Annotated in this window: 19 protein-coding genes; 10 read left to right on the forward strand and 9 right to left on the reverse strand. The window is 29.1% G+C overall.

All coding sequences use genetic code 11. The features are described 5' to 3' along the window. The 4 genes from BX611_RS10475 to BX611_RS10490 all read left to right on the forward strand — a co-directional run bounded on the left by BX611_RS10475 (position 1) and on the right by BX611_RS10490 (position 5,511). Entirely contained in the window at positions 1-1,014 is a 1,014-nt protein-coding gene (locus BX611_RS10475; protein ID WP_115880970.1) for a dipeptide epimerase, read from the forward strand. A 14-nt stretch (positions 1,015-1,028) separates the two neighbouring features. Then, complete coding sequence (locus BX611_RS10480; RefSeq protein ID WP_115880972.1) at positions 1,029-3,965, forward strand: glycoside hydrolase family 3 N-terminal domain-containing protein; 2,937 nt, start codon at positions 1,029-1,031, stop codon at positions 3,963-3,965. A gap of 195 nt (positions 3,966-4,160) precedes the next feature. Next, positions 4,161-4,394 (forward strand): uroporphyrinogen decarboxylase, encoded by a 234-nt coding sequence (locus tag BX611_RS10485; RefSeq protein WP_115880974.1) that lies wholly within the window; start codon positions 4,161-4,163, stop codon positions 4,392-4,394. Positions 4,395-4,413: 19 nt separating this feature from the next. Next, a complete protein-coding gene (locus tag BX611_RS10490; RefSeq protein ID WP_147296415.1) occupies positions 4,414-5,511 on the forward strand; it encodes a glycosyltransferase in 1,098 nt (365 codons plus the stop codon). Here the strand turns inward: BX611_RS10490 and BX611_RS10495 are convergent. After that, on the reverse strand, positions 5,503-6,405 hold the full coding sequence (locus tag BX611_RS10495; protein ID WP_115880978.1) for a glycosyltransferase family 2 protein: 903 nt from the start codon (positions 6,403-6,405) through the stop codon (positions 5,503-5,505). The two genes, BX611_RS10490 and BX611_RS10495, sit on opposite strands and share 9 nt — an antisense overlap. Positions 6,406-6,407: 2 nt before the next feature. Beyond that, positions 6,408-7,097 carry a cell division ATP-binding protein FtsE gene (locus BX611_RS10500; RefSeq protein ID WP_115880980.1) on the reverse strand — a complete coding sequence of 230 codons (690 nt, stop codon included), beginning with the start codon at positions 7,095-7,097 and terminating at the stop codon, positions 6,408-6,410. A 217-nt stretch (positions 7,098-7,314) separates the two neighbouring features. Between BX611_RS10500 and BX611_RS10505 the strand changes: the two genes are divergently transcribed. The 4 genes from BX611_RS10505 (at position 7,315) to BX611_RS10520 (ending at position 15,226) form a co-directional block, all read left to right on the forward strand. Continuing rightward, positions 7,315-10,332, forward strand: a complete 3,018-nt coding sequence (locus BX611_RS10505; RefSeq protein WP_115880982.1) for a tetratricopeptide repeat protein — start codon at positions 7,315-7,317, stop codon at positions 10,330-10,332. Positions 10,333-10,399: 67 nt separating this feature from the next. After that, complete coding sequence (locus BX611_RS10510; protein WP_115880984.1) at positions 10,400-12,130, forward strand: TonB-dependent receptor; 1,731 nt, start codon at positions 10,400-10,402, stop codon at positions 12,128-12,130. Between the two features lie 60 nt (positions 12,131-12,190). Beyond that, positions 12,191-13,594, forward strand: a complete 1,404-nt coding sequence (locus tag BX611_RS10515) for a M20/M25/M40 family metallo-hydrolase (protein WP_115880986.1) — start codon at positions 12,191-12,193, stop codon at positions 13,592-13,594. Between the two features lie 15 nt (positions 13,595-13,609). Then, entirely contained in the window at positions 13,610-15,226 is a 1,617-nt protein-coding gene (locus BX611_RS10520; protein WP_115880988.1) for an amidohydrolase, read from the forward strand. Between the two features lies 1 nt (position 15,227). Here BX611_RS10520 and BX611_RS10525 read toward each other — a convergent pair whose 3' ends face one another. After that, positions 15,228-17,456, reverse strand: a complete 2,229-nt coding sequence (locus BX611_RS10525; protein ID WP_115880990.1) for an FUSC family protein — start codon at positions 17,454-17,456, stop codon at positions 15,228-15,230. 83 nt (positions 17,457-17,539) lie between these two features. Here BX611_RS10525 and BX611_RS10530 point away from each other — a divergent pair, with 83 nt between their 5' ends. Together BX611_RS10530 and BX611_RS10535 are read left to right on the forward strand one after the other, a co-directional pair. Continuing rightward, on the forward strand, positions 17,540-18,196 hold the full coding sequence (locus BX611_RS10530; RefSeq protein ID WP_115880992.1) for a uracil-DNA glycosylase family protein: 657 nt from the start codon (positions 17,540-17,542) through the stop codon (positions 18,194-18,196). 98 nt (positions 18,197-18,294) lie between these two features. Continuing rightward, positions 18,295-18,741: an FKBP-type peptidyl-prolyl cis-trans isomerase gene (locus BX611_RS10535; protein WP_115880994.1), complete on the forward strand. Its 447-nt coding sequence runs from the start codon at positions 18,295-18,297 to the stop codon at positions 18,739-18,741. 22 nt (positions 18,742-18,763) lie between these two features. Here BX611_RS10535 and trpA read toward each other — a convergent pair whose 3' ends face one another. The 6 genes from trpA to BX611_RS10565 all read right to left on the reverse strand — a co-directional run bounded on the left by trpA (position 18,764) and on the right by BX611_RS10565 (position 24,193). Beyond that, positions 18,764-19,525 carry a tryptophan synthase subunit alpha gene (trpA, locus tag BX611_RS10540; RefSeq protein WP_115880996.1) on the reverse strand — a complete coding sequence of 254 codons (762 nt, stop codon included), beginning with the start codon at positions 19,523-19,525 and terminating at the stop codon, positions 18,764-18,766. A gap of 139 nt (positions 19,526-19,664) precedes the next feature. After that, on the reverse strand, positions 19,665-20,846 hold the full coding sequence (trpB, locus tag BX611_RS10545) for a tryptophan synthase subunit beta (RefSeq protein ID WP_115880998.1): 1,182 nt from the start codon (positions 20,844-20,846) through the stop codon (positions 19,665-19,667). Beyond that, positions 20,843-21,535 carry a phosphoribosylanthranilate isomerase gene (locus tag BX611_RS10550; RefSeq protein ID WP_115881000.1) on the reverse strand — a complete coding sequence of 231 codons (693 nt, stop codon included), beginning with the start codon at positions 21,533-21,535 and terminating at the stop codon, positions 20,843-20,845. The genes trpB and BX611_RS10550 overlap by 4 nt, the downstream gene beginning before the upstream one ends. Before the next feature lie 4 nt (positions 21,536-21,539). Then, positions 21,540-22,325 carry an indole-3-glycerol phosphate synthase TrpC gene (trpC, locus tag BX611_RS10555; protein WP_115881002.1) on the reverse strand — a complete coding sequence of 262 codons (786 nt, stop codon included), beginning with the start codon at positions 22,323-22,325 and terminating at the stop codon, positions 21,540-21,542. 191 nt (positions 22,326-22,516) lie between these two features. Further along, entirely contained in the window at positions 22,517-23,506 is a 990-nt protein-coding gene (trpD, locus tag BX611_RS10560) for an anthranilate phosphoribosyltransferase (protein ID WP_115881004.1), read from the reverse strand. Between the two features lie 111 nt (positions 23,507-23,617). Then, positions 23,618-24,193: an anthranilate synthase component II gene (locus tag BX611_RS10565; protein ID WP_115881006.1), complete on the reverse strand. Its 576-nt coding sequence runs from the start codon at positions 24,191-24,193 to the stop codon at positions 23,618-23,620. Positions 24,194-24,276: the final 83 nt, after the last annotated feature.

A 24,276-nucleotide genomic window follows, 5' to 3' on the forward strand; every position in this document is an offset into this window, starting at 1 on the left:
ATGAAGCTAATTATACGAACCTATAAATTACAATTAAAGCATCCTTTTACAATTTCAAGAGGTACTAGAACTGAAATTCCTTCAATAATAGTGGAACTTCAAGAAAATGAATTTTCAGGATTTGGAGAAGCAACCGCAAACCCATATTACAACACCTTTGTTGAGCAATTTGAAGAAGAACTTCTTGAAAAACGAGTGATTATTGAAAACATTTCAGATAAAACACCAAAAGAATACTGGGATTATTTATATCCGTATTTTAAGAATAATATGTTTTTATTATGCGCTTTAGATGAAGCTTACACGGATTTATACACACGTAAAAAAGGAATTAAATTGTATCAATATTGGGATTTAAAACCTAAAAATATTCCTCAAACAAATTTTACAATTGGAATTGACACCATAGAAAATATGGTTTCAAAAATGACAGAAACATCATGGCCAATTTATAAAATTAAGTTGGGAACAAAAGATGATATTCAAATAGTTACTGAACTAAGAAAACATTCAAATTCCATTTTTAGAATTGATGCAAATTGTGGTTGGGATGTTACTGAAACAGTCAAAAACTCTGTTGAATTAAAAAAATTAGGCGTTGAATTTATTGAACAACCGCTACCAGCAGATAACTGGAGAGGAGCAAAAGTAGTGTTCGACAATACTTTCTTACCTATAATTGCTGATGAAAGCTGTATTATTGAAAGTGATATTGAAAAATGTTACAATCATTTTCACGGAGTAAACATCAAATTAATGAAATGTGGCGGTTTAACTCCTGCTAAAAGAATGATTACAAAAGCTAAATCTTTAGGTTTAAAAACCATGGTGGGCTGTATGACAGAATCTTCTGTTGGTATTTCAGCAATTGCACATTTAACGCCACTTTTAGATTATGTAGATATGGACGGTGCTTTATTGTTAAAAAATGATGTAGCAACAGGTGTAAAATTAGTAAATGGCAACATTTTATTTTCAGAATTAAACGGAACTGGAGCACAAATAAAAGAATAAAAAAATATTAAAAAATGAAAAAAATACTAATAGCAAGCATCTTCTTATTTCTTGGAACTAGTAGCTATGCGCAACAAATTGATCCATTACTAACTTCTGATGTTGAAGATCAAGAAAAATGGGTTGAAAATATTATGAATAAGCTAAGTTTAGATGAAAAAATAGGCCAGCTTTTTATGATTCAAGCCTATTCAAATAAAGACAAAAAACATACAGCCTATGTAAAAAAAATGATTAAGAAATATCATATTGGTGGGTTGATTTTTATGCAGGGAACTCCAGAAAAACAAGCTGAATTAACAAATACATATCAAGCAACTTCTAAAATTCCTTTATTAATTGGTTTTGATGGGGAATGGGGCTTAAATATGCGTTTAAAAAATTCGTTTCGTTATCCTTGGAATATGACTTTAGGTGCTGTTCAAAATAATAAACTAATTGAGCAATTTGGAGAACGATTAGGAGAACATTGTAAAAGAATTGGAATCCATGTTAATTTTGCTCCAGTAGTTGACATTAATACAAATCCTGAAAACCCAATTATTGGTAATCGTTCATTTGGCGAAAATAAATACAATGTTACCGAAAAAGCAATTGCTTTTACAAATGGAATGCAAAGTACTGGAGTGCTTGCAAATGCGAAACATTTTCCGGGACATGGAGATACTTCTACAGATTCTCATAAAACACTTCCTTTTCTTGATTTTACTTTAGAACGATTAGATTCTATTGAATTGTTTCCTTATAAAGAATTGTTTAAAATCAATTTGGCAAGTGTTATGGTGGCGCATTTAAATGTGCCTTCATTAGAACCTAAACCTGGAGTTCCAACTTCTATTTCTTATAAAGTTATTACAGAACTTTTAAAAGAAAAAATGGGATATAATGGACTCATTTTTACAGATGCATTAAATATGAAAGGTGCTGCCAATTATGCAAAGCCCGGAGATATTGATTTGGCAGCTTTTTTAGCTGGTAACGATATGTTATTAATTCCTGAGGATGTAAAAGCTGCTGTGAAAAAATTAAAGTCAGCTCTTAAAAAAAATCTTTTTACAGAAGAAAAACTTAACCAATCTGTAATAAAGATTTTAAAAGCTAAATACTGGGTAGGCTTGAATAATTTTACACCAATAAATGAAGAAAGCATACAAGAAGATATTATTACCATTAAAGACAAATTATTATACCGCTCTTTAATGAAAGAAGCTACAACGCTTGTTCAAAATAAGGAAGCTATAGTACCAATTAAAGAATTATCAAATACTAAAATAGCCTATGTTAAATTGGGAGATTCTGATAATTTTGCCTTTACAAATACCTTAAAAAAGTATACACAAGTTGATATTATTTCTGAAGAAAATTTAACTGTATTATTGCAAAAATTAGAACCTTATTCAACTGTTATTATTGGTTATCATAAATCTAATGAAACTCCTTGGAAAAGTTTTAAAATGACTGAAGAAGAGCTTATTTGGTTAGAAGAAATTTCTAAAAACAACAACGTAATTTTAGATGTTTTTGCCAGTCCGTATGCTTTATTAAACATCCCAGATTTCAAAAATATAAATGCAATTTTAGTTTCGTATCAAAACAGTAAAGTGTCTCAGGAAATTTCGGCACAGATGATTTTTGGAGCAATAGAGATAAAAGGAAAATTGCCAGTTTCAATAAATCAAGTTTTTCCTGAAGGAACAGGAATAACTACTTCAAATTTAATGAGATTATCCTATACGATTCCTGAAGAAGTAGATATGGACAGCAAATTACTCTCTAAAATTGATTCTTTAACAACTATGGTTGTAGATTCAACAATGGCACCCGGAGGGCAAGTATTGGTTGCTCGTTACGGAAAAGTAGTTTATCATAAAAGTTTTGGATACCAAACCTATGACAAAAAACAACAAGTAAAATTAACCGACATCTACGATTTGGCTTCAGTAACAAAAATTTTAGGAGGTCTTCCAATGATTATGAAAAGTGAAGAAATGGGTTTATTTAATTTAGAAACTACTCTTGGTGAATTGTTGCCATATTTAAAAGGCTCCAATAAAGATACGATTACTATGAAAGAAGCTTTATCTCATGTAGGTAAAATAAAACCTTGGATTCCTTATTATTTAGAAACAGTTGATAGTATTTCAAAAGTACCTTTTAGCAACTTATATAGTACAACTAAAAGTGATAATTTCTCCATTAAAGTTGCTGAAAATTTATTTTTAATTAATTCTTATACCGACTCTATTTACAAGAAAATAGCTGAAGCTCCTCAAAGAAAAACTGAAGGCTATAAATATAGCGGACTTATCTTTTACCTATTTAAAAAGTATATTAAAGATACTTTCCATAAAGAAATGGATGAGCTTAACAATGAAAATTTCTATTTGCCTTTAGGTTCAAAATCATTAGGTTACAATCCATTAAAAAAAATTAGTCCAACTGAAATAGCTCCAACTGAAATTGATGATTATTACCGACATCAAACATTAAGAGGTAACGTTCATGACATGGGAGCCGCAATGATGAATGGTGTTAGCGGAAACGCAGGGTTATTTTCTAACTCTAATGATGTTGCTAAAATGATGCAAATGTATTTACAAAAAGGGTTTTATGGTGGTAAAAGATATTTTGAAAGTAAAACAATTGATAAATTTAACCAGCGGTATTATGAAAATGACAGCATAAGAAGAGGCCTTGGTTTTGATAAACCTAGCCTAGATCCAGAAATTAAAGCAAGTAGTAAATATGCTTCTGCCAATAGCTTTGGACATAGTGGTTTTACAGGAACCTTTACATGGGCTGACCCAGATAATGGCATTTTATATGTATTCTTATCAAACAGGGTATATCCAACTATGAGTAATAATAAACTTGGAGAAAAAGATATGCGATCTGAAATTCATAACCTTATTTACAAAGCTATCCAAAAAACAAATGCTTACTTTAATTAAAGCACTCATAAATTTTACAAAATTTTAACAAAAAAATTCATTCTTAAATTATTTTATTTGTATATTTGCACTTGATGAGTTGAAAGACTTATCAATCTTTTTCATAGCAATTTTCCTCACTCATTTTTGAGTGAGGTTTCTTTTTTTATAAACCTTTCCTTTTTTCTTTTACCTTTGCCAGCTAAAATATAATAAATGCTTTTAAATATTTCATATACAGAATGGGTTGGCTATATGGCTTCCGCAGTACTTATGGTTTCATTTTTAATGAAAAACATATCAACTTTAAGAATCGTAAATTCAACAGGTGCCATATTATTTATACTTTACGGTATCATGCTTAAAACTTCTTGGCCAATTATTATATCTAACGGATTTATTTTAATGGTAAACATATATTACCTTTACTTTAAACAAAGTAAAAGTTAACTTATAAAAAACAGCTTTTTTGAAACGAGTAATAGTTTCTGTAACAAATGATTTGGTAACTGATCAACGGGTTTATAAAATTTGTAACACCCTGTTGAAAATGAATTATAACCTGCTGTTAATTGGAAGAAAACTACCCAATAGTAAAGAAATAAACAGACCTTATAAAGTACACCGTTTTAATTTATTATTTAATAAGGGATTTTTATTTTATGCAGAATATAATTTGCGATTATTTTTTAAACTATTTTTTTTAAAAAAAGATATTTTACTTAGTAATGATTTAGATACATTATTACCGAATTTTATAATTAGTAAAGTTTTTAGAAAAAAATTAGTTTATGATAGCCACGAATTATTTACTGAAGTCCCCGAATTAATTGATAAGCCTTTTGTTAGAAATTTTTGGTTGAAAATTGAAAAATTTATTGTTCCTGAAATTAAAAATTGCACAACAGTTAGTAACTCAATTGCAAATTATTACAATACAAAATATAATACTGATTTTAAACTAATCAGAAATTTCCCCTATAAAACTACAACTCAAAAAACTGATAATTTTCCTTTTGAAACAAGCAATAAAAAAATTATTTTATATCAAGGAGCAATTAATAAAGGAAGAGGTTTGGAGCTTATGATTGAGACCATGCAATTTATTAATAACACTATTTTTATAATAATTGGAAAAGGAGATCTTGAACTTAAATTAAAGGAAAAAATTACGAATCTAAATGTATCTGAAAAAGTAAAATTTATTAGTGAAATTACTCCAAAAAAACTTAAAAAATTAACACCTTTGGCTAGTTTAGGAATAAGCTTGGAAGAAGATTTAGGTTTAAATTACAGATTTGCATTACCAAATAAATTGTTTGATTACATTAATGCCAAAATTCCAGTATTAGTTTCAGATTTACCAGAAATGAAACAAATAATTTTAACATACAATGTTGGAGAAATTATAAATAGTAGAGAACCAAAACAATTGGTAAATCAAATTGAAAAATTACTTAAAAAAGAAACTTCATATTTTGAAAAAAAATTAGAAATTGCTAAAAATGAACTAATTTGGGAAAATGAAGAAAATAAATTAATTGAAATATTTGAAAATTTAAATTGATTTATATTTGGTATTTATAAAACACAAATAAGTTAATTTATAAATATCTAATAAAAATAATGATGGTGTTTTACCTAATAAATTGTTCTCAAAATATTTATGAAAAACGTTATATCCTTCAGCAAAAAACCAAGTTATTTTAAGTGTTTTTAAAATTTTAAATGTTCTTAATAATTTTAAATTTTCACCCTTTAAAATCTGACTTGAATTTAAACGTAATAAATTTTCAATTCCTTCTTTTGTTTTAGCTAAAAAAATTGAATTAGTTTCTAAGCCTAAATGATAAACAGGATTATTAATCTGTGTTATTTTAAAATTTTTAATTTTCAATTCCTCAACAAAAAGCACATCTTCATATCCATATTTATTAATTTTCTCATTAAATTTTATATGGTTAAAAATTGATTTATTAATCAAAAAATTAGCACCAGATACATATTGGTAAGGTTTATAATTCCTTTTTTCAACAGAAATCTCTTCTCTTTTTTTTCCATAAACCCATCGCAACATGTTATCCTTTTCTGGTTTATTTTTACTGTAAACAATACCTCCAACAAAAACCTTATCTTCACTCTTTTGAATACATTCAATATACTTTTTTATAAAAGTTGGTTCTTTTGGTAACACATCTGCATCTAAAAACAACAACCAATTATAAGCTGATTTTTCTACAAGTAAATTTCTTATTTTACTTCTTCCTATATTTTTATCTAAATTTATTAATTGAGTGTTTTTAAACTTTTTTAGTTCATTATTTTCAAAACTAAACTTAGTTGAAGCATCATTTATACAAATAATTTCGAATTGAATGTCAGTATTTTGTAATTGTTCTAAAATAAAAGCAATAAGAGTTACAGCATTGTAATTGTATATTGGAATTAAAACTGAAATCATTATTATACTGAACTTTTCTGCTGAACAACTTCAAACAGTTCTCCTCCTTCACACTTTAATGTTTTACAAGGAAATTTTAAAATAAGTGCATAATCATGAGTTGCCATTAAAATAGTTTTACCACTGTTGTGAATTTCTTTTAAAACTTTCATAACATCAACTGAGGTTGCAGGATCTAAATTTCCGGTTGGTTCATCGGCTAAAATTAAATCTGGGTCATTTAACAAAGCCCTGGCAATGGCTATTCTTTGCTGTTCTCCACCAGATAATTGAAAAGGCATTTTAAAATCTTTAGTTTCCATTCCTACTTTTGCTAAAACTTCCATTATTTTAGTTTTCATTTTAGCTGCATCTTTCCAACCTGTTGCTTTTAAAACAAATTTTAAATTTTCAAATACATTTCTATCGTTTAACAATTTAAAATCTTGAAAAACAATTCCAAGTTTTCTTCTTAAAAAAGGAATCTCTTTTTCTTTTAATGTATTTAAATTAAAACCTACAATACTTCCAGTTCCTTTTTCAAGGGTTAAATCGCCATACAACGTTTTCATTAAGCTACTTTTTCCACTTCCAGTTTTACCAATTAAATACACAAATTCACCTTTATTAATTGTAAGATTTACATGAGATAAAACTAAATTTTCACGCTGAAAAATTTGAGCATTTTGTAGAGAAAGTATCGATTCTGACATTTAAAACTGATTTTTAACAAATCTAAATATTTAATTATACAATTTCAACATCTACACAATTAATAATTTTAAAAAAATACAATAATCGTAATTCAAATTTATTTTTAGGTATAGTTCTTGTGATAACCTTTTGATAAAAATATTAACTATCAAATGCAATTTCAAAAAAATATTGCGTTATTAGATTATAGTTTTCAACTTTCAATTTTTATTAAAAATGAATTATAAAAAAATTGTATTGCCCTTTGTAGTGTTATTTATATCCTTCACTATTTCAGCACAAAAAACAGCAATTTACACCAACCCTTTAAAAGAATACAATCACGCTGTAGCATTGTATCAAAACAAAGCATATGTTGCTGCTCAGCAAAAATTTAACCTCCTAAAAAATGATTTTGATAACTCCTCTGAATTAAAAGCAAATTGTGAGTATTATGCTGCTAATTGTGCGGTTCGTTTAGGACAACGAAATGCAGACGATTTAATGCAGCAATTTGTAGATAAGTATCCAACAAGTACAAAAAGAAATAGTGCTTTTATTGATGTTGCCGATTATTATTATAAAGTTGGTAAATATTCTTATGCTGCAAAATGGTATAAAAAGGTAAATACTACCAATTTAACTATAAAACAAGAAGAGACTTTTAATTTTAAATATGCGTATTCCTTGTTTGCAACTAAAAATTATACTGAGGCCAAAAACTATTTTTTAAATTTATTAGATTCTCAGGAATATGGAGCACAAGCAAAATATTACTATGGTTTTATTGCTTATAACCAGGATGATTATGCAACCGCAGATAAATATTTAGGCGAAGTTGAAGATGATACATCTTTCAAAAAAGATGTTTCTTATTATTTGGCTGATATGAATTTTAAATTAGGGAAATTTGAAATTGCCATTGAAAAAGGTGAACCTCTCTTGGCAAAATCGAGAGGGCTTGAACATTCTGAAATTTCCAAAATAGTAGGAGAAAGTTATTTTAATCTTCAGAAATATAAAGAAGCAATACCTCATTTAAAAAATTACAAAGGTAAACGCGGCAAATGGAATAATACCGATTTTTATTTAATTGGATACTCTTATTATAAACAAAACGACTTTGAAAATGCCATTAATAATTTCAATAAAATAATTGGTGGAAATAATGCAGTATCACAAAATGCTTATTATCACTTAGCTGAATGTTACTTAAAATTAGAGAAAAAGCAGGAAGCATTAAATGCATTTAGAAATGCATCACAAATGAAGTTTGAGCCAGAAATTCAGAAAGATGCTTGGCTTAATTATGCTAAATTGAGTTACGAAATTGGAAATCCTTATAAAAGTGTTCCTGATGTTTTACAAGAATATATGGAACTGTATCCAAATTCAACCCATAAAGAAGAAATCAACAATTTAATAATTAGTGCTTACATAACTTCCAAAGATTATAAAGGCGCGCTTGAATTTTTAAAAAATAAAAAAAGTGCAAAAGAGCGTGCTTTATTTCAAAAAGTGGCTTTTTATAGAGGTTCTGAACTTTTTTCTGAAGGAAATTACGATTTAGCAAAAGAAAATTTTGAAAGCTCTTTAAGCATTCCTTTAGACCAGACATTTACTGCAAAAGCAACTTTTTGGAAAGGTGAATCTAATTACAGGTTAAACAATTTTATTGATGCTTTGGCCGATTTTGAAAATTTTGCCACAAATTATGAAGCTCCAAAAACTTCCGAGTTTGAACATATTAATTACAATATGGCCTATGCATTATTTAAACAAAAAGAATATACACAAGCCATTTCCGAATTTAATAAATACATTAGTAAAAATACTGATGATACCGTTAGAAGAAACGATAGTTATTTAAGAATTGCTGATGGATATTTTGTAAACAGTAATTATGCAAGCGCTATAAGTTATTACAACAAAGCCATTGAAACTAATGGTATTGATGGTGATTATGCCCAGTTTCAAAAAGCAATTTGCTATGGATTAACTGGTAACGAAAATCTTAAAATTAATGAACTAAATTCATTTTTAAACAAATATTTACGATCAACTTATAGAGATGATGCATTTTATGTGTTGGGAAATTCTTACATAAAAAAAGGAGAAAATCAATTAGCTATTGAGAATTTTGACAAGCTGATTTCTACTTATAAAAGAAGTCCTTTAGTTTCAAAAGCCTTACTTAAAAAAGGTTTAATATATTACAATACAGATAAAAATGAACAAGCTTTAAAAACTTACAAAAATGTTGTAAGCAGATTTCCTAATACAGCTGAATCCAGACAAGCGGTTAAAGATGCACGTCAAATTTATGTTGATTTAGGAAGAGTTGATGAATATGCAAATTGGGTAAAAGGTGTTGATTTTGTAAATATTTCTGATGCAGATTTAGATAATGATATGTACGAATCTGCTGAAAAACAATATTTGCAAAACAATCACAATAAATCCATTTCAAGTTTTAAAAAGTACTTGCAAAATTTCCCAAGAGGCTTACATGCATTACAAGCTAATTTTTATTTAGCACAATCGTTGTTTTCAGAAAAAAAACATCAGGAAACTATTCCATATTATAATTTTGTGATAGAACAGCAACAAAATGAATTTACTGAAAGTGCACTTTCAAGATTAGCGTTAGTTTATTTAGAAAACAATAACTGGCAAAGCGCTATTCCTGTTTTAGAACGTCTAGAAAATGAAGCCGATTTACCTCAAAATATAACTTTTGCACAATCAAATTTAATGAAAGGTTATTATGAAAATAAAAATTATAGCAAAGCAGTTAACTATGCAGAAATGGTGTTGAGAAATTCTAAATTAGAAAATCGTGTAAAATCTGATGCACATATAATTATTGCGCGTTCTGCAATTAAAACCAACGATGAAGATAAAGCAAGAAGCGCATATAAGGAAGTTGAAAAAATTGCTTCTGGAGAATTAAAAGCTGAAGCTTTGTATTACGATGCATATTTTGAAAACAAAGATGGCAGCAACAGAGTTTCTAATCAAATTGTTCAAAAAATTGCTTCAGACTATTCCGCTTATAAATATTGGGCAGCAAAAGGTTTAATTTTAATGGCAAATAACTATTACGAACTAGATGATGCATACCAAGCAACCTATATTTTAGAAAGTGTAATTAAAAACTTTGCTCAATTTGATGATGTGACTGCAGAAGCTACTACAGCATTAAATAAAATAAAAACCGAAGAAGCAAAAACAAACGAATCCATAAAAAATTAAAATGATGACAAGTTTATTAAATACAACTTTCAAACTTTGTAAACTTTCAACTTTTAAACTGAAACCTATGCGAAAGCTCCTTATAACTTCAATATTAATTTTAGCAGCCTGCGTTTCTTATTCACAAGAAACTAAAACAGATACTTTAAAAACAGAGGAAATTTTGGTTGTAAAACCATACACTCCAACAATTTCAGATGCTTTTAAAGTAAAGTCCAATCCACTTACAGATACTGTTACAACAATTCAAAAAGAAAAAGTTAATTATAGTATTTTTTCAATTCCAGTTGCTTCTACCTTTACTCCTTCAAAAGGAAAAGCCAAAGGCGTTGTAAAAGAACCAAAAGAACGTTTGTTCGAAAATTACATCTCAGCTGGTTTTGGAAATTTTACAAGTCCGTTGTTTGAAGCTTATTTACATACTGGAGATGCTAGATATAGTGATTTAGGCATTTTTATAAATCACCATTCTTCTGAAGGTGGAATTAAAGATTTATTGTTGAATGATAACTTTGCAGATACCAAAATTGATGGTTATTATAAGCAATTTGACAAATATTATAATTGGCAGATAAATGCTGGTGTTCAGCGTAAATTATACAATTATTACGGTTTACCATCTGATGTTCTTTTTGATGATGCTGTAATTAACTCAATGGATGAAAAACAAATTTATAAAAACATATATGTTGGCGGAAAAGTTAGTTTTGAAGATTCGTTTTTTCAAGGTGCTACTGCTGAATTAATTAATTTTTCAGACAATTATAACAGTAATGAATTTAGGCTTACAGTGAAGCCAAAATTAGAATTTCCTATTTCAACCGAATTAATAAATGGTGAGTTTTTAATTGATCTTATTAACGGAAAATTTAAACAAAATTACAATACAACTGATGATATTAAATATAGCTTCTTAAATTTAGGTTTCAACCCAAATTTTGAAGTATTACGTGAAAATTTAACTGTTAATTTAGGTGCTAAATTGTATTATTCAAGTGATCTTGAAAATAAAACCAATACATTTTATGCATATCCAAATGTAACAGCATCACTAAAATTAGTAGATGAAGTTTTTATATTAGTTGCTGGTGCTACAGGAGATTTAGTACAAAACAACTATAGAAATTTCTCAAATGAAAACCCTTATATTTCACCAACTTTAAATATGCTGCAAACAGATAAGCAATACAAAGCATTTGTAGGTGCTAAAGGAAAGTTAGCTTCAAATATTGGCTATAATTTTATGGTTAGCCATACCAATGAAAAAAATAAACCACTTTTTGTTCAAAATCAAACTAAAACAGATGGTACTATTAACGTTGCAAATGCGTATGAAGCAGGAAATTCATTTGGTGTAATTTACGATTCTATTAAAACACTCGGTTTTTTTGGAGAACTAACTATAAATGCTTCTAAGGAATTTAATTTTGGAGGAACAATAAATTATGCAAATTATACTACTGAAACTGAATTAGAAGCTTGGAATTTACCAGACATAACAGCTACCATTTCTGCTGACTACCAAAATAAAAGTTGGTTTGCAGGAGCAAAATTATTTTATAACGGGCAAACAAAAGACTTTGTAATTCCTTATGGACAACCTTCAACTGCCGGAATTATTATAGAAAATGATTCTTATATGGATTTAAACCTAAATGGTGGTTATATTTTTTCAGACAGGTTAACAGCTTTTGCTAAAGTGAACAACGCGTTGGGTAAAAAATACCAGTCTTTTGTAAATTATCAAGTGCAAACACTACAAATTTTAGCAGGTATCACTTATAAATTTGATTTATAAAACGAGTTTATTTTTATCAACTATTTTATGTAGTTTTAGCAATCTAAAATCTACATACTCATGAGAAACATTTTTCTTGCACTTAGTTTTCTAATTGTAATTTCATCTTGTAATAAAGTAAAACCTGCAAAACAACTAGCGCAAACGGTTAACAAGGCTGATTCAATAACGATAAAAAAAATATTTAATAGTGCCTTAACTAATGGGAAAAGTTACCAATGGTTAGACGCTTTATCAAATGATATTGGAGGAAGACTTTCAGGTTCACCAGAAGCTCAAAAAGCTGTAGAATGGGGTGAAAATTTAATGACTGAATTAAATTTTAACAAGGTATGGTTACAACCAGTTATGGTACCACATTGGGTGAGAGGAGAAAAAGAAGAAGCTTTTTTTACAAGTAGTAATGAAAAATTTAATGTTCCTATTTGTGCACTAGGTGGATCTGTTGCAACTCAAAAAGATGGTGTTTTAGGTGAAGTTATTGAAGTTCAAAGTTTGGAAGAAGCGGAACAGTTAGGTGAAAAATTGAGAGGAAAAATAGTTTTTTTTAACCGTCCATTTGATGATGCATTATTACTTACTTTTAAAGCTTATGGAGGTTGTGTTGACCAAAGAGGTGGCGGTGCAAAAGTAGTTGGTAAATTTGGTGCGCTTGGAGCAATTGTACGTTCTATGACACATAGTATTGATGATTTTCCACATACTGGAGCAATGAGTTATGGTGATTTAGAAGAAAATCAAAAAATCCCAACTGCTGCAATTAGCACTAAAGCAGCAAATTTATTAAGTGAAAAATTAAAAGAAAATCCTTCTTTAAAATTTTATTTTAAACAAAGTTGTAAAACACTTCCTGATGCTCCTTCATTTAATGTAATTGGAGAAATTACTGGGAGTGAATTTCCAGATAAATATATTACCGTTGGCGGACATCTAGATTCTTGGGACTTGGGTGATGGTGCACACGATGATGGTACAGGAATTGTACAATCTATTGAAGTTTTACGCCTTTTAAAATTAAACAATATTCAGCCAAAACATACCATTCGTGTGGTATTATTTATGAACGAAGAAAACGGGTTACGCGGTGGAAAAAAATATGCTGAAGAGGCTAAAAATAATAATGAAAATCATATTGCTGCCTTAGAGTCTGATTCTGGCGGTTTCACTCCAAGAGGTTTCTCATTTGATATAAACTCTGAAAACTACGATTTATTTATGAGTTGGAAACCTTTATTAGCACCTTACGGATTACACGATTTTGATAAAGGACATAGCGGTGCAGATATTGGCCCTTTAAAAAATGAAACCATTTCTCTATTTGGTTACAGACCAGATTCTCAACGTTATTTTGATTATCACCATGCTTCAACAGATACTTTTGATAAAGTTAACAAACGAGAACTTGAATTAGGTGCAGCTTCAATGACTTCACTAGTATATTTATTAGATAATTATTTAAATTAATTTTAAAACTAAAAAATGAAAAATTTATCCATTTTAATTTTAGCTGTAATTACATTTTCTTGTGATAAAAAAGAAGAAGTAGATAGTGTTATTATTAATGCTAACGTTTATACTGTAAATACTAATTTCGAAAAAGCTGAAGCTTTTGCTATTAAAAATGGTAAAATTATTGATGTTGGAACTACTTTAGAAATTCAAGAGAAATATGCCCCAACTTTTATAAATGATGCAAAGGGAAAAACAATTGTTCCAGGTTTTATAGATGCGCATTGCCATTTTCTTGGTTTAGGTTTGCAACAACAAAAAGTAGATTTAACAGGAACAAAGAGCTTTAAAGAAGTTATCTATAAAATTTCTCAATTTCAAAATAAAAATAAAGTACCCTACATAACTGGAGGTGGTTGGGATCAAAATGATTGGGAAGTGAAAGAATTTCCAACAAAAGAAGAATTAGACAAAGTATTTCCAAAAACTCCAGTTGTAATAACAAGAATTGATGGCCATGCTTTATTAGCCAATCAAACTGCTATAGATTTGGCAGGAGTTACTGTAAATACCATAGCTGAAGGTGGCTACATTTTAAAAAAGGATGGAAAATTAACTGGTATTTTTATTGATGGGCCCATGGGTTTAATTAATGCACAAATTCCAAAACCATCTATAAATGAAATAACACAAGCTTTAAAAAATGCTGAAAAAATGTGTTTCGAATTAGGCTTAACCACAGTTGATGATGCAGGACTTTCAAAAGAAGTAATTGAATTGATTGATACCTTACAAAAAACTGGAGCGCTTAAAATGAGAATTTATGCAATGGTTTCTGTAAGTGATAAAAACATTGATTATTACACACAAAAAGGAATTATTAAAACTGATCGTTTAAATGTACGTTCATTTAAAGTATATGCTGATGGTGCTTTAGGCTCAAGAGGTGCAGCGATGAAAGAATCATATAGCGATCAACACAACCATTTTGGAGCACTGGTAACACCATTGAAAGATTTAAAACGTTATGCTGAAAAAATTGCAGCTTCAGATTATCAAATGAATACACATGCTATTGGAGATTCAGCAAATTACGTAATGTTAAAAACTTATAAAGATGTTTTAAAAGATCAAAAAGACAGGCGTTGGAGAATTGAACACGCACAAGTTATTGATAAAGAAGATTTTAATTATTTTGATAATATTTTACCTTCTGTGCAACCTACACATGCAACATCTGATATGTATTGGGCTGAGGACAGAGTTGGAGCTGAGCGCATAAAAGGAGCCTATGCTTTTAAAGATTTATTAAATAAATACGGAAAAATAGCACTAGGAACCGATTTTCCTGTCGAAAAAGTGAGTCCTTTTTTAACTTTTTATGCTGCCGTGGTTCGTAAAGATTTAAATAATTATCCTGAAAATGGTTTTCAAATGGAAAATGCATTAACCCGAGAAGAAACCTTAAAAGGAATGACTATTTGGGCTGCATATTCAAACTTTGAAGAACATGAAAAAGGAAGTATTGAAGTAGGTAAAATGGCCGATTTTATAATACTTGACAAAAACATTATGGAAGTTGAAGCTTCTGAAATACCTTCAATAAAAGTTGAGGAAACTTATATAGGTGGTGAAAAAGTGAAATAAATTAAGTATTAGATTTATATTGCTTAACAACATTAATTAGTTTCTCAGATAAGTTAAATAACCATTTAACTTGTTCTGAAACTAATTGTGTTTCTTTTAGCTTATCACCCATTTCAATAGTTATTTCTATACCTTCTTCTATCTCTTTATCTCGTTGATTAGAAAGGTTTTCAAAATATGAATCATATAATTTTTGAGCTTTATCAACTTCTGAATGTTCTAACTCTTTTATACTTGCACTATCATTCAGAATTTCAATTGCTAATTTTAAATTAGATATAATATGAGCAACAATAATTTCAAATTGAAAAGGAACGGCCACAGTTTTATTATTTCTAATAAACATTCCCAAAGAAGTTAACGACGACAAAAAGGTATTGTTTATGGTTATAATTTCATAAATATGTGTAAAATCCTTTTGTTTAGATTTTGGATCCTGGTTCATTCTTTGAAACGCTGCATTTAAATTTCCAATAGCTAAAAAAGCTTCTTTTCTAGATAATTTATAAACTGTTGGCACTTCTCCTTTTTTATGATAGTAAGCATCAATTTGTTTCAAAAAATTACAATTAGATTGTATTACTTCTATAAAATATTCTTGAATATTTTGAAATTGCCACGCTGGCCATAAAAAATAATTTGCACCAAATGCCAATGTTGCACCAATTAATGTATCAATAACTCTAAATTTAATTACCGAAAGAATATTAGGTTCTACAATTGCATACACAAAAACAACATTTAAGGTAATAAATATTGCCGCATTTCTATAATTAGATTGAATTATTGAAAAAGCTATTGGTAAAGAAATTATTGCAATAATACCATATATTAAAGTGCTTTGGGTCATTAAAATTATTAATGTAGCAATTGATGCTCCAATTAAGGTTCCAACAACTCTTTGTATTGTACGATCTTTAGTTAAGCCATAACTTGGGCGCATTATTACTATAACTGTTAATAAAATCCAATATGGATTTTGCATAGAAAAAATGTTACCAATTAAAAACCCTATAACAACAATTAGAGCTAAACGAAGTGAATGCTTGAAAATTGGCGACTTAAAACTAAAATTTTCAATTAATTTTTTAAAATCATAATCCTGTGGAGTAATAAATCTGTTAGCATCTTTAATGTCTAAAATTTTATTATTTGAAATATAGTTTCCTAAAACCCGCTCTAATCCAACAATATTTTGAACCTGCTTTTCTTGATAATTATTTAAGTTTAAAAGCATTAAAGTACCCACTCTAGATTTTGGTAAACCTACTAAAATTCTATAATAATCTATATTTCTGGTTGTTTCCTTTAATAGCTCATCAATTTTAGGATTCGGTTTTAATATTGCTTCTTTTCGTATCACTTTTGAAATGTGATCCAGTTGGTTAGCGATTTCAAAAGTCAGATTTTTAAAAACCGCTATTTTTTCTTGATGTTTGTCAAAAACTTCATCAAATTTTTTATAATTCACAGGGTTTGCAACTGCCAATTCTAAAATTTCCATTAGTTCTGAAAACACGAGTTGTTGTCTTCTTGTTCTGTTTGATAAAACTGTATTTGCACTGTTATTTAAAATAATTTCCCTTAAATTTTCGTGTTTATCATTTATTTCAGCTTGTAATTCAAACATTTTATGATATAAAGCATCACGTTTTGTTTTACAAATCAACAATTCTCCTCGCACTCTTAAAAAATCGGCTGTTTTTTCTATTACTTCAACAAATAATTCATCCGTCTGAATTTTAGGAAATAATAATGAAGCAGACATCGATAAAATTAAATACCAAAAGCCTCCTAATGCAATTAATAAAGAATGTTCCCATAAACTTATTGAAGTACTGTTATAAGCAAAACTTAACACTATTGCTAACAGTCCTGAAAATGAAATAAGCGATGCTCTAAACCCGAAAACTGAAAGGTAAGAAACTAAAAAAACAATTATACCTAATAATAAAACAAGTACCCAACCAATTTCTGAAATAGCACCAAATAAAAAGGTTAAACTAAAAGATAAAATTATCGCTGCTAATAAGCCAAAAAATTTATGTTTTAAACTTCCGGGAACATCTGTTGGTGAACAAAACAATACACCTAAAGCCACACTAAACCCTACTGAAATATCATTCAGCAAAAAATTGCCAATTAAAATAGGAGTTATCATTGCAAAAGCTAAAACAAAAGCTTTTAAAAAATTAAAACTTATTATAAATCTGCTTATTTTTTCTAACATTTATATAAATTAATGTGCAAATTTAAGTAGTATTTATTTATTCATTAAATTTAAAAAATTATACTATTGTAAAACTAACATTAATGTTTATTCACAAACACCCTTACAATCCATTTATTCCAGAAAATGCAACTAAATTAATTGTTGGTACTTTACCTCCTCCCCGATTTTTTAAAGGGAAATTAAAAAAAGGCGATGTTGATTTTTGCTATGGAAGTATTGATGGTCAATTATGGAAAATTTTAGATGAAATATTTAATTTGAATTTAAATTTTGAAACTACTCAATTTGCCATTCAACAACGAAAAGAGTTTTTAACAACTAATAAAATTGGTATTTGTGATATTGTTGAATCTTGTTACAGAACAAAAATTGACGCATCTGATTTGGGCATGGAAAATATTGTACTTAGAGATATGATGCTTTATATAAAAAAGTTCAGAAAAGTTAACACCTTACTTTTAACAGGTGGAAATAGTAAAAATGGTCCCGAATATCATTTAAGAAGGCAATTAAAAGAACAAAATATTGAATTAATTCCGGTTTCTTTAGAAACTCCAAGAATTCACCAATTTAATTTCGAAAACAGAATTATAAAAGTCGTTTCATTAACCGCACCATCTGGTGCCGCAAACAGAGCCGTTGGCAGTAATTTACAGTATAAAATACTAAAACAGCAAAACCCAAATTTTAACACATTTGATTTCAGAGTTTTACAATATAAAAAATTCTTTATTTGATTTTTTATAAATATATTTAGTTTTTAAAACATGGTTTATATTTTTTTAGCTTCATAGATTTTCACTTATATTCGCAGCTTAAATTATTAAATAATAATATGAGATCATTTTTTTCCATACTACTGTTAACACTATTTATATCGTGTAATAAAGAAAATACAAGTATTCCAGTTCAAACTGAAGAAGATATTATTCAATATATTGAAGATAATAATTTAGATGCCACTAGAAGTGATTCCGGATTGTATTATGTAATTGAAAATCAAGGAACTGGAGATAAGCCAACTAGCACTTCTAATGTTACCGTTGCTTATAAAGGTTATTTTTTAGACGGGTCAGTTTTTGATCCGGGCAGTTCTGAAGGAATTACATTTAATTTACAACAAGTTATCGCTGGATGGACAGAAGGTATCACCTATTTCAATGAAGGTGGTGAAGGAATTCTTTTGGTTCCTTCAAATTTAGGATATGGAAGTCAAAATTATTATGGTATTCCTGGCGGGTCTGTATTGGTTTTTGATATTAAATTATTAAAGGTGAATTAATTCACCTTTAATAATTTAATAGTTATCTAATTTCAGTTATAAATTTACTGATTGAATTTACACCATTTTCAGTTAAATACTTTACAAATGCAGAACCAATAATTGCTCCTTTTGCTTTTGAGGTTGCCATTTGAAATGTTGCGGCATTAGAAATTCCAAATCCAATTACTTGTGGTACTTTTAAATTCATTTCAGCAATTCTGTTAAAATAGTCTTTTTGAGCATTCCCAAAACTATTTTTCGCCCCTGTAACACCTGCTGAACTTACCATATAAATAAAACCATTCGAAATACTATCAATAAATCGAATACGCTCCTCTGAAGTTTGTGGTGTTATTAAAAACACATTTATTAACCCATATTTTTCAAAAATAGCCTTATAATTTTCATTATAATCCAGTACAGGTAAATCTGGAATAATTAACCCATCAATTCCAATTTCAGCACATTTTTTACAGAAAGCTTCTACTCCATATTGCATTATTGGATTAAAATAACCCATAATAATTAGTGGAATTGTTACTGTTTTTCTAATATCTTTTAACTGGCTGAATAAAACCTCACTAGTCATCCCATTATCCAATGCAGTTGTAGAACTTGCTTGTATTGTTGGTCCATCAGCTAAAGGATCACTAAAAGGTAATCCAATTTCAATAAAATCTACACCACTATTTTCTAAGTTTTGAATTACAGAAACTGTATCATTCAATTGAGGATAACCTGCTGTAAAATAAATGGATAATAACTTTTTATCTTCTTGTAATTTTTGATTAATTCTGTTCATTTTGTTTTATATTAAGTCACCCTGAACTTGTTTTAGGGTCACATTATATTTGTAATATATTTAATATCAATTTAAGCCTTATATAAACAAATACTTTATCAATAGATGAGATGCTGAAACAAGTTCAGCATGACGAAAACTATAACTTAAAATATTTAATATAAGTATCTAAATCTTTATCTCCTCTTCCAGATAAATTTAACACAATCACATCCTCTTTTTTAAAGTTTTTAGTCTTGAAAATCGCCAATGCGTGCGAACTTTCAATTGCAGGAATAATTCCTTCTAATTCGGATAATTCTAATCCTGCTTGCATTGCTTCATCATCAGTAATTGAAACAAATTCAGCACGCTTGCTTTCACACAAGTGTGCATGTAAAGGTCCAACACCTGGATAATCCAAACCGGCAGAAATAGAATATGGTTCAGTAATTTGACCATCTTTGGTTTGCATTAACAAGGTTTTACTACCGTGAATAACACCTTCATTTCCTAAAACACTTGTTGCAGCACTTTCTCCAGAATCTACACCTAAACCGGCAGCTTCAACAGCTATTAAACCAACTTCTTTTTCATCTAAATAATGATAAAAAGCACCAGCAGCATTACTTCCTCCACCAACACAAGCAATTACATAATCAGGATTTTCTTTTCCTTCTTTTTCCATTAATTGCCATTTTATTTCTTCTGAAATTACAGACTGAAACCTTGCAACCATATCTGGATATGGATGTGGACCTACAACCGAACCAATAATATAATGTGTGTCAACCGGATTGTTAATCCAATCTCTAATTGCTTCATTGGTAGCATCTTTCAGGGTTCTACTTCCCGATAACGCTGGTACAACTGTTGCACCCAACATTTTCATACGGGCAACATTTGGGGCCTGACGAGCAATGTCAATTTCACCCATATAAACAATACACTCCATTCCCATTAAAGCACAAACCGTAGCGGTTGCCACACCATGTTGTCCTGCTCCTGTTTCGGCGATAATACGATTTTTACCTAGCTTTTTCGCCATTAAAATTTGCCCAATTGTATTGTTTACTTTATGTGCGCCAGTATGACATAAATCTTCACGTTTTAAGTAAATTTTTGTATTGTATTTTTCAGATAACCTTTTTGCAAAATACAAAGGTGTTGGTCTGCCAACATACTCTTTTAATAAGGAATCAAACTCTTTCTTAAAAGATTCCTCTTGCATTATTTTTAAATAATTTTGACGTAATTCTTCAACGTTTGGATATAGCATTTCTGGAATATAAGCACCTCCAAATTTTCCATAATATCCATTTTCATCTACAAAATAACTCATAGTAAGTTTTGTTTAAATTCTTTAATATTTGCTATATTTTTTAACCCTGGTTCAATTTCAAAACCGCTATTTATATCAACTCCTGCAAAAGCTTTATGCGAAACATTTTTAATTTCAGCAGCATCAACTTTTGATATTCCTCCACTTAATAAAAATGGTGTTTCTCCCTTATAATTATCTAAAATCTGCCAATTGAATTTAACTCCGTTTCCACCATAATCTTTCCCTTTTGTATCAAAAAGGAAATAATTACAAGCTTTTTCATAAACTTTAGTTTTTTCAAAATTGAAATTATCATCTACCGAAAATGCTTTAAAAATCTCAAAAGGGTGATTGAGCGGAGTCGAAATCACTTCACCACTATTGTCACTTCGACTCCGCTCAGTAACCGCACTTCGACTGGGCTTAGTAAGACAATTCCTTAAATCCTTACAATATTCAGGAGTTTCACTTCCATGTAACTGAATAGCATCCAACTTGTTTTTTTCTACAATTTCAATCACCTCATCAATGTTTTCATTTACAAAAACACCTACTTTTTTTATTTTAGAAGGAATTTCAATTTTTGGAAATTTAGCTACAAAACGCTTTGATTTACCATAAAATATAAAACCTATATAATCTGGTTTCAATTTTACTAATTCCGAAATATTTTCGGTATCACGCATTCCGCAAACTTTAATTTTCATATTCTTATCCAATTTGGCTAATAAATTCTTGACAAGCAAACCCTGGATTTTCAGTTTTCATAAAATTTTCTCCAATTAAAAAACCTTGAAAACCATATTCTTTTAATCCAGTTATTACTCTTGGATCACTTAATCCGCTTTCTGAAACTTTTATACAACTATCTGGAATTTGACTTGCAAGTTCAATTGAATGCTCCAAATCAACCTTAAAAGTTTTTAAGTTTCTATTGTTAATACCAATAATTTTATTGTCTAATTCAATCTTATCTAATTCCTCTTGATTATGAACTTCATACAAAACATCCAAACCTAAATCCTCCGCTAATTTTCCGTAATTCTTCAACTCTTCTTTAGTTAAACAAGCTGCAATTAACAAAATAACATCAGCTCCAATGGCTTTTGCTTCCACAATTTGAAATCCATCAACAATAAAATCTTTTCTTAAAATTGGGGTTGTATCTTGTATTGAACGCGCTTTTATAAGATCTAAAATATTTCCTCCAAAAAACTCGGTGTCAGTTAAAATAGATTGTGCAGCAACATTCGCATCTAAATATCCATTGGTAACTTCTTCAATAGTTACTTTATTATTTATAATTCCTTTTGAAGGAGATTGGCGCTTAAATTCAGCAATAATTCCAGTTGAACCAACCGTTAATAAACTCTTTTTTAAAGATAAAGGTGTTCTTTGAAAATTTGGGCTTTTAACCAATTTTTCTAATTGAACCTCTTTTTTTAACTGTGCAATTTCTTGCTTCTTGTGTGCTATTATTTTATCTAAAATATTCATTCTCTATGCTTATGTCATTCCTGCGTAGGCAGGAATCTAATTCATATTACTTTATTTTCTTCGAATTCCTGTCTTCACAGGAATGGCACTTTATTAGTTTTTATTGATTCTAAAATCTCAATCTATCTAACAACTACTATTATCTTGCGATGCTGAAACAAGTTCAGCATGACGATTTTGACGATTTATTCCTAACTCTCTATCAACCTCTTTAAACACGCTTTTGCTTTTAAACCAAATAATGAATCTTTTGCCTCTTCATAAGCGGTCTCAAAGGATTTTTTGGAATCCAATGTTTTTAATGCAAATGCTGCATTTGCTAAAACTGTATTATTTTGAGCTTCGGTTCCTTCGCCATTCATAATTGCAATAAAAATAATTGCTGACTCTTCAACAGTAGTTCCTCCAAATATTTCCGATTGCTCTAATCTTCTCAAACCTAAACTTTCAGGAGTTATAACTTGTTCATTATCTTTTGTAAACAACTTAAATCCACTTGTTAACGAAATTTCATCATAACCATCTAAACTATGAACAATTCCATAATTTTGTGTGGTTTCCTGCAATAAATAATTGTAAACTCTTGCAACCTCTAAATTGAAAACTCCAACCATTTGATTTTGTGGTTTACTTGGATTTACTAACGGACCTAACATATTAAAAAATGTTTTCATTCCTAACTCTCTACGAGTTGGCCCAACTGCTTTCATTGCTGGATGAAATAATGGTGCGTGTAAAAAACAAATATTTGCTTTCTCAATTTGGCTTTTTAAAATAGCTTCATTATTAGTAAATTTGTAGCCTAAATACTCCAACATATTTGATGATCCACTTATTGAAGATGAACTGTAATTACCGTGTTTAGCTACTTTATTTCCGGTACCTGCAACAATAAATGATGTTAAAGTTGAAATATTAAACGTATCTTTTCCATCGCCTCCAGTACCACATAAATCTATAGTATTAAAGTCTGACAAGTCAATTTTTACAGATAACTCCAGTAACGCTTCTCTAAATCCTGCTAACTCATCAACAGAAATTGGTCGCATTAAAAACACGGTTAAAAATGAAGCAATTTGAGAATTGTTAAATTTCTCAGCCGCAATTTCAATTAAAATAGATTTTGCCTCTTCCTTAGTTAAGCGCTGTTGCTCAAATAATTTATTTAGTATGTTTTTCATAATTCAATTTGAAAAATTAAAAGTCTTTCTTTTTTAACAGATTGCCACCTTGTTTCTCTCCTCGCAATGACATAAATCTTTCTTCTTTTTATCTTTTTTCTACTCTATTAATTATTTATTTGCATCTATAAAATTACGAACCATTTTTTCTCCGGTTGGAGTTAAAATAGATTCCGGATGAAATTGCACCGCACTAATATTATATTCTTTATGTTGAATACTCATAATATCACCAAACTCATCTTCTGCAGTTATTTCTAATTCAGCAGGAAACCCTTTTTTTGAAGCAATCCAAGAATGGTAACGTGCAGCTTCAAATTCAGCAGGAAATCCGTTATAAATTACAGCATCTTTTTTAGTAATATTCATTGTTGTTGCAACTCCATGAAATACCTCATCCATATTTTCTAAACTTCCACCAAAAACTTCAGTAATTGCTTGTAAACCCAAACAAACTCCAAAAATTGGTTTTTTACCTGCATAAGTTTTAATAGTATCTTTTAAAATTCCTGCTTCATCTGGAATTCCAGGCCCTGGTGAAAGAATTATTAAATCGTACTCATTTATTGCTGATATTTCAATTTCATCGTTTCTAAATACAGCTGGATATTCTCCGGTAATATCTTCAACCATATGTACCAAATTATAGGTAAATGAGTCGTAATTGTCTAGTATTATTATTTTCATTTTTTTATTTTCTATTCTCGTCACCCTGAATTTATTTCAGGGTCTCATCATCCATATCAAGAGATTCTAAAACAAGTTCAGAA

The sequence above is a fragment of the Lutibacter oceani genome (genome assembly GCF_003384935.1).
In the GTDB taxonomy this organism is placed as follows: domain Bacteria; phylum Bacteroidota; class Bacteroidia; order Flavobacteriales; family Flavobacteriaceae; genus Lutibacter; species Lutibacter oceani.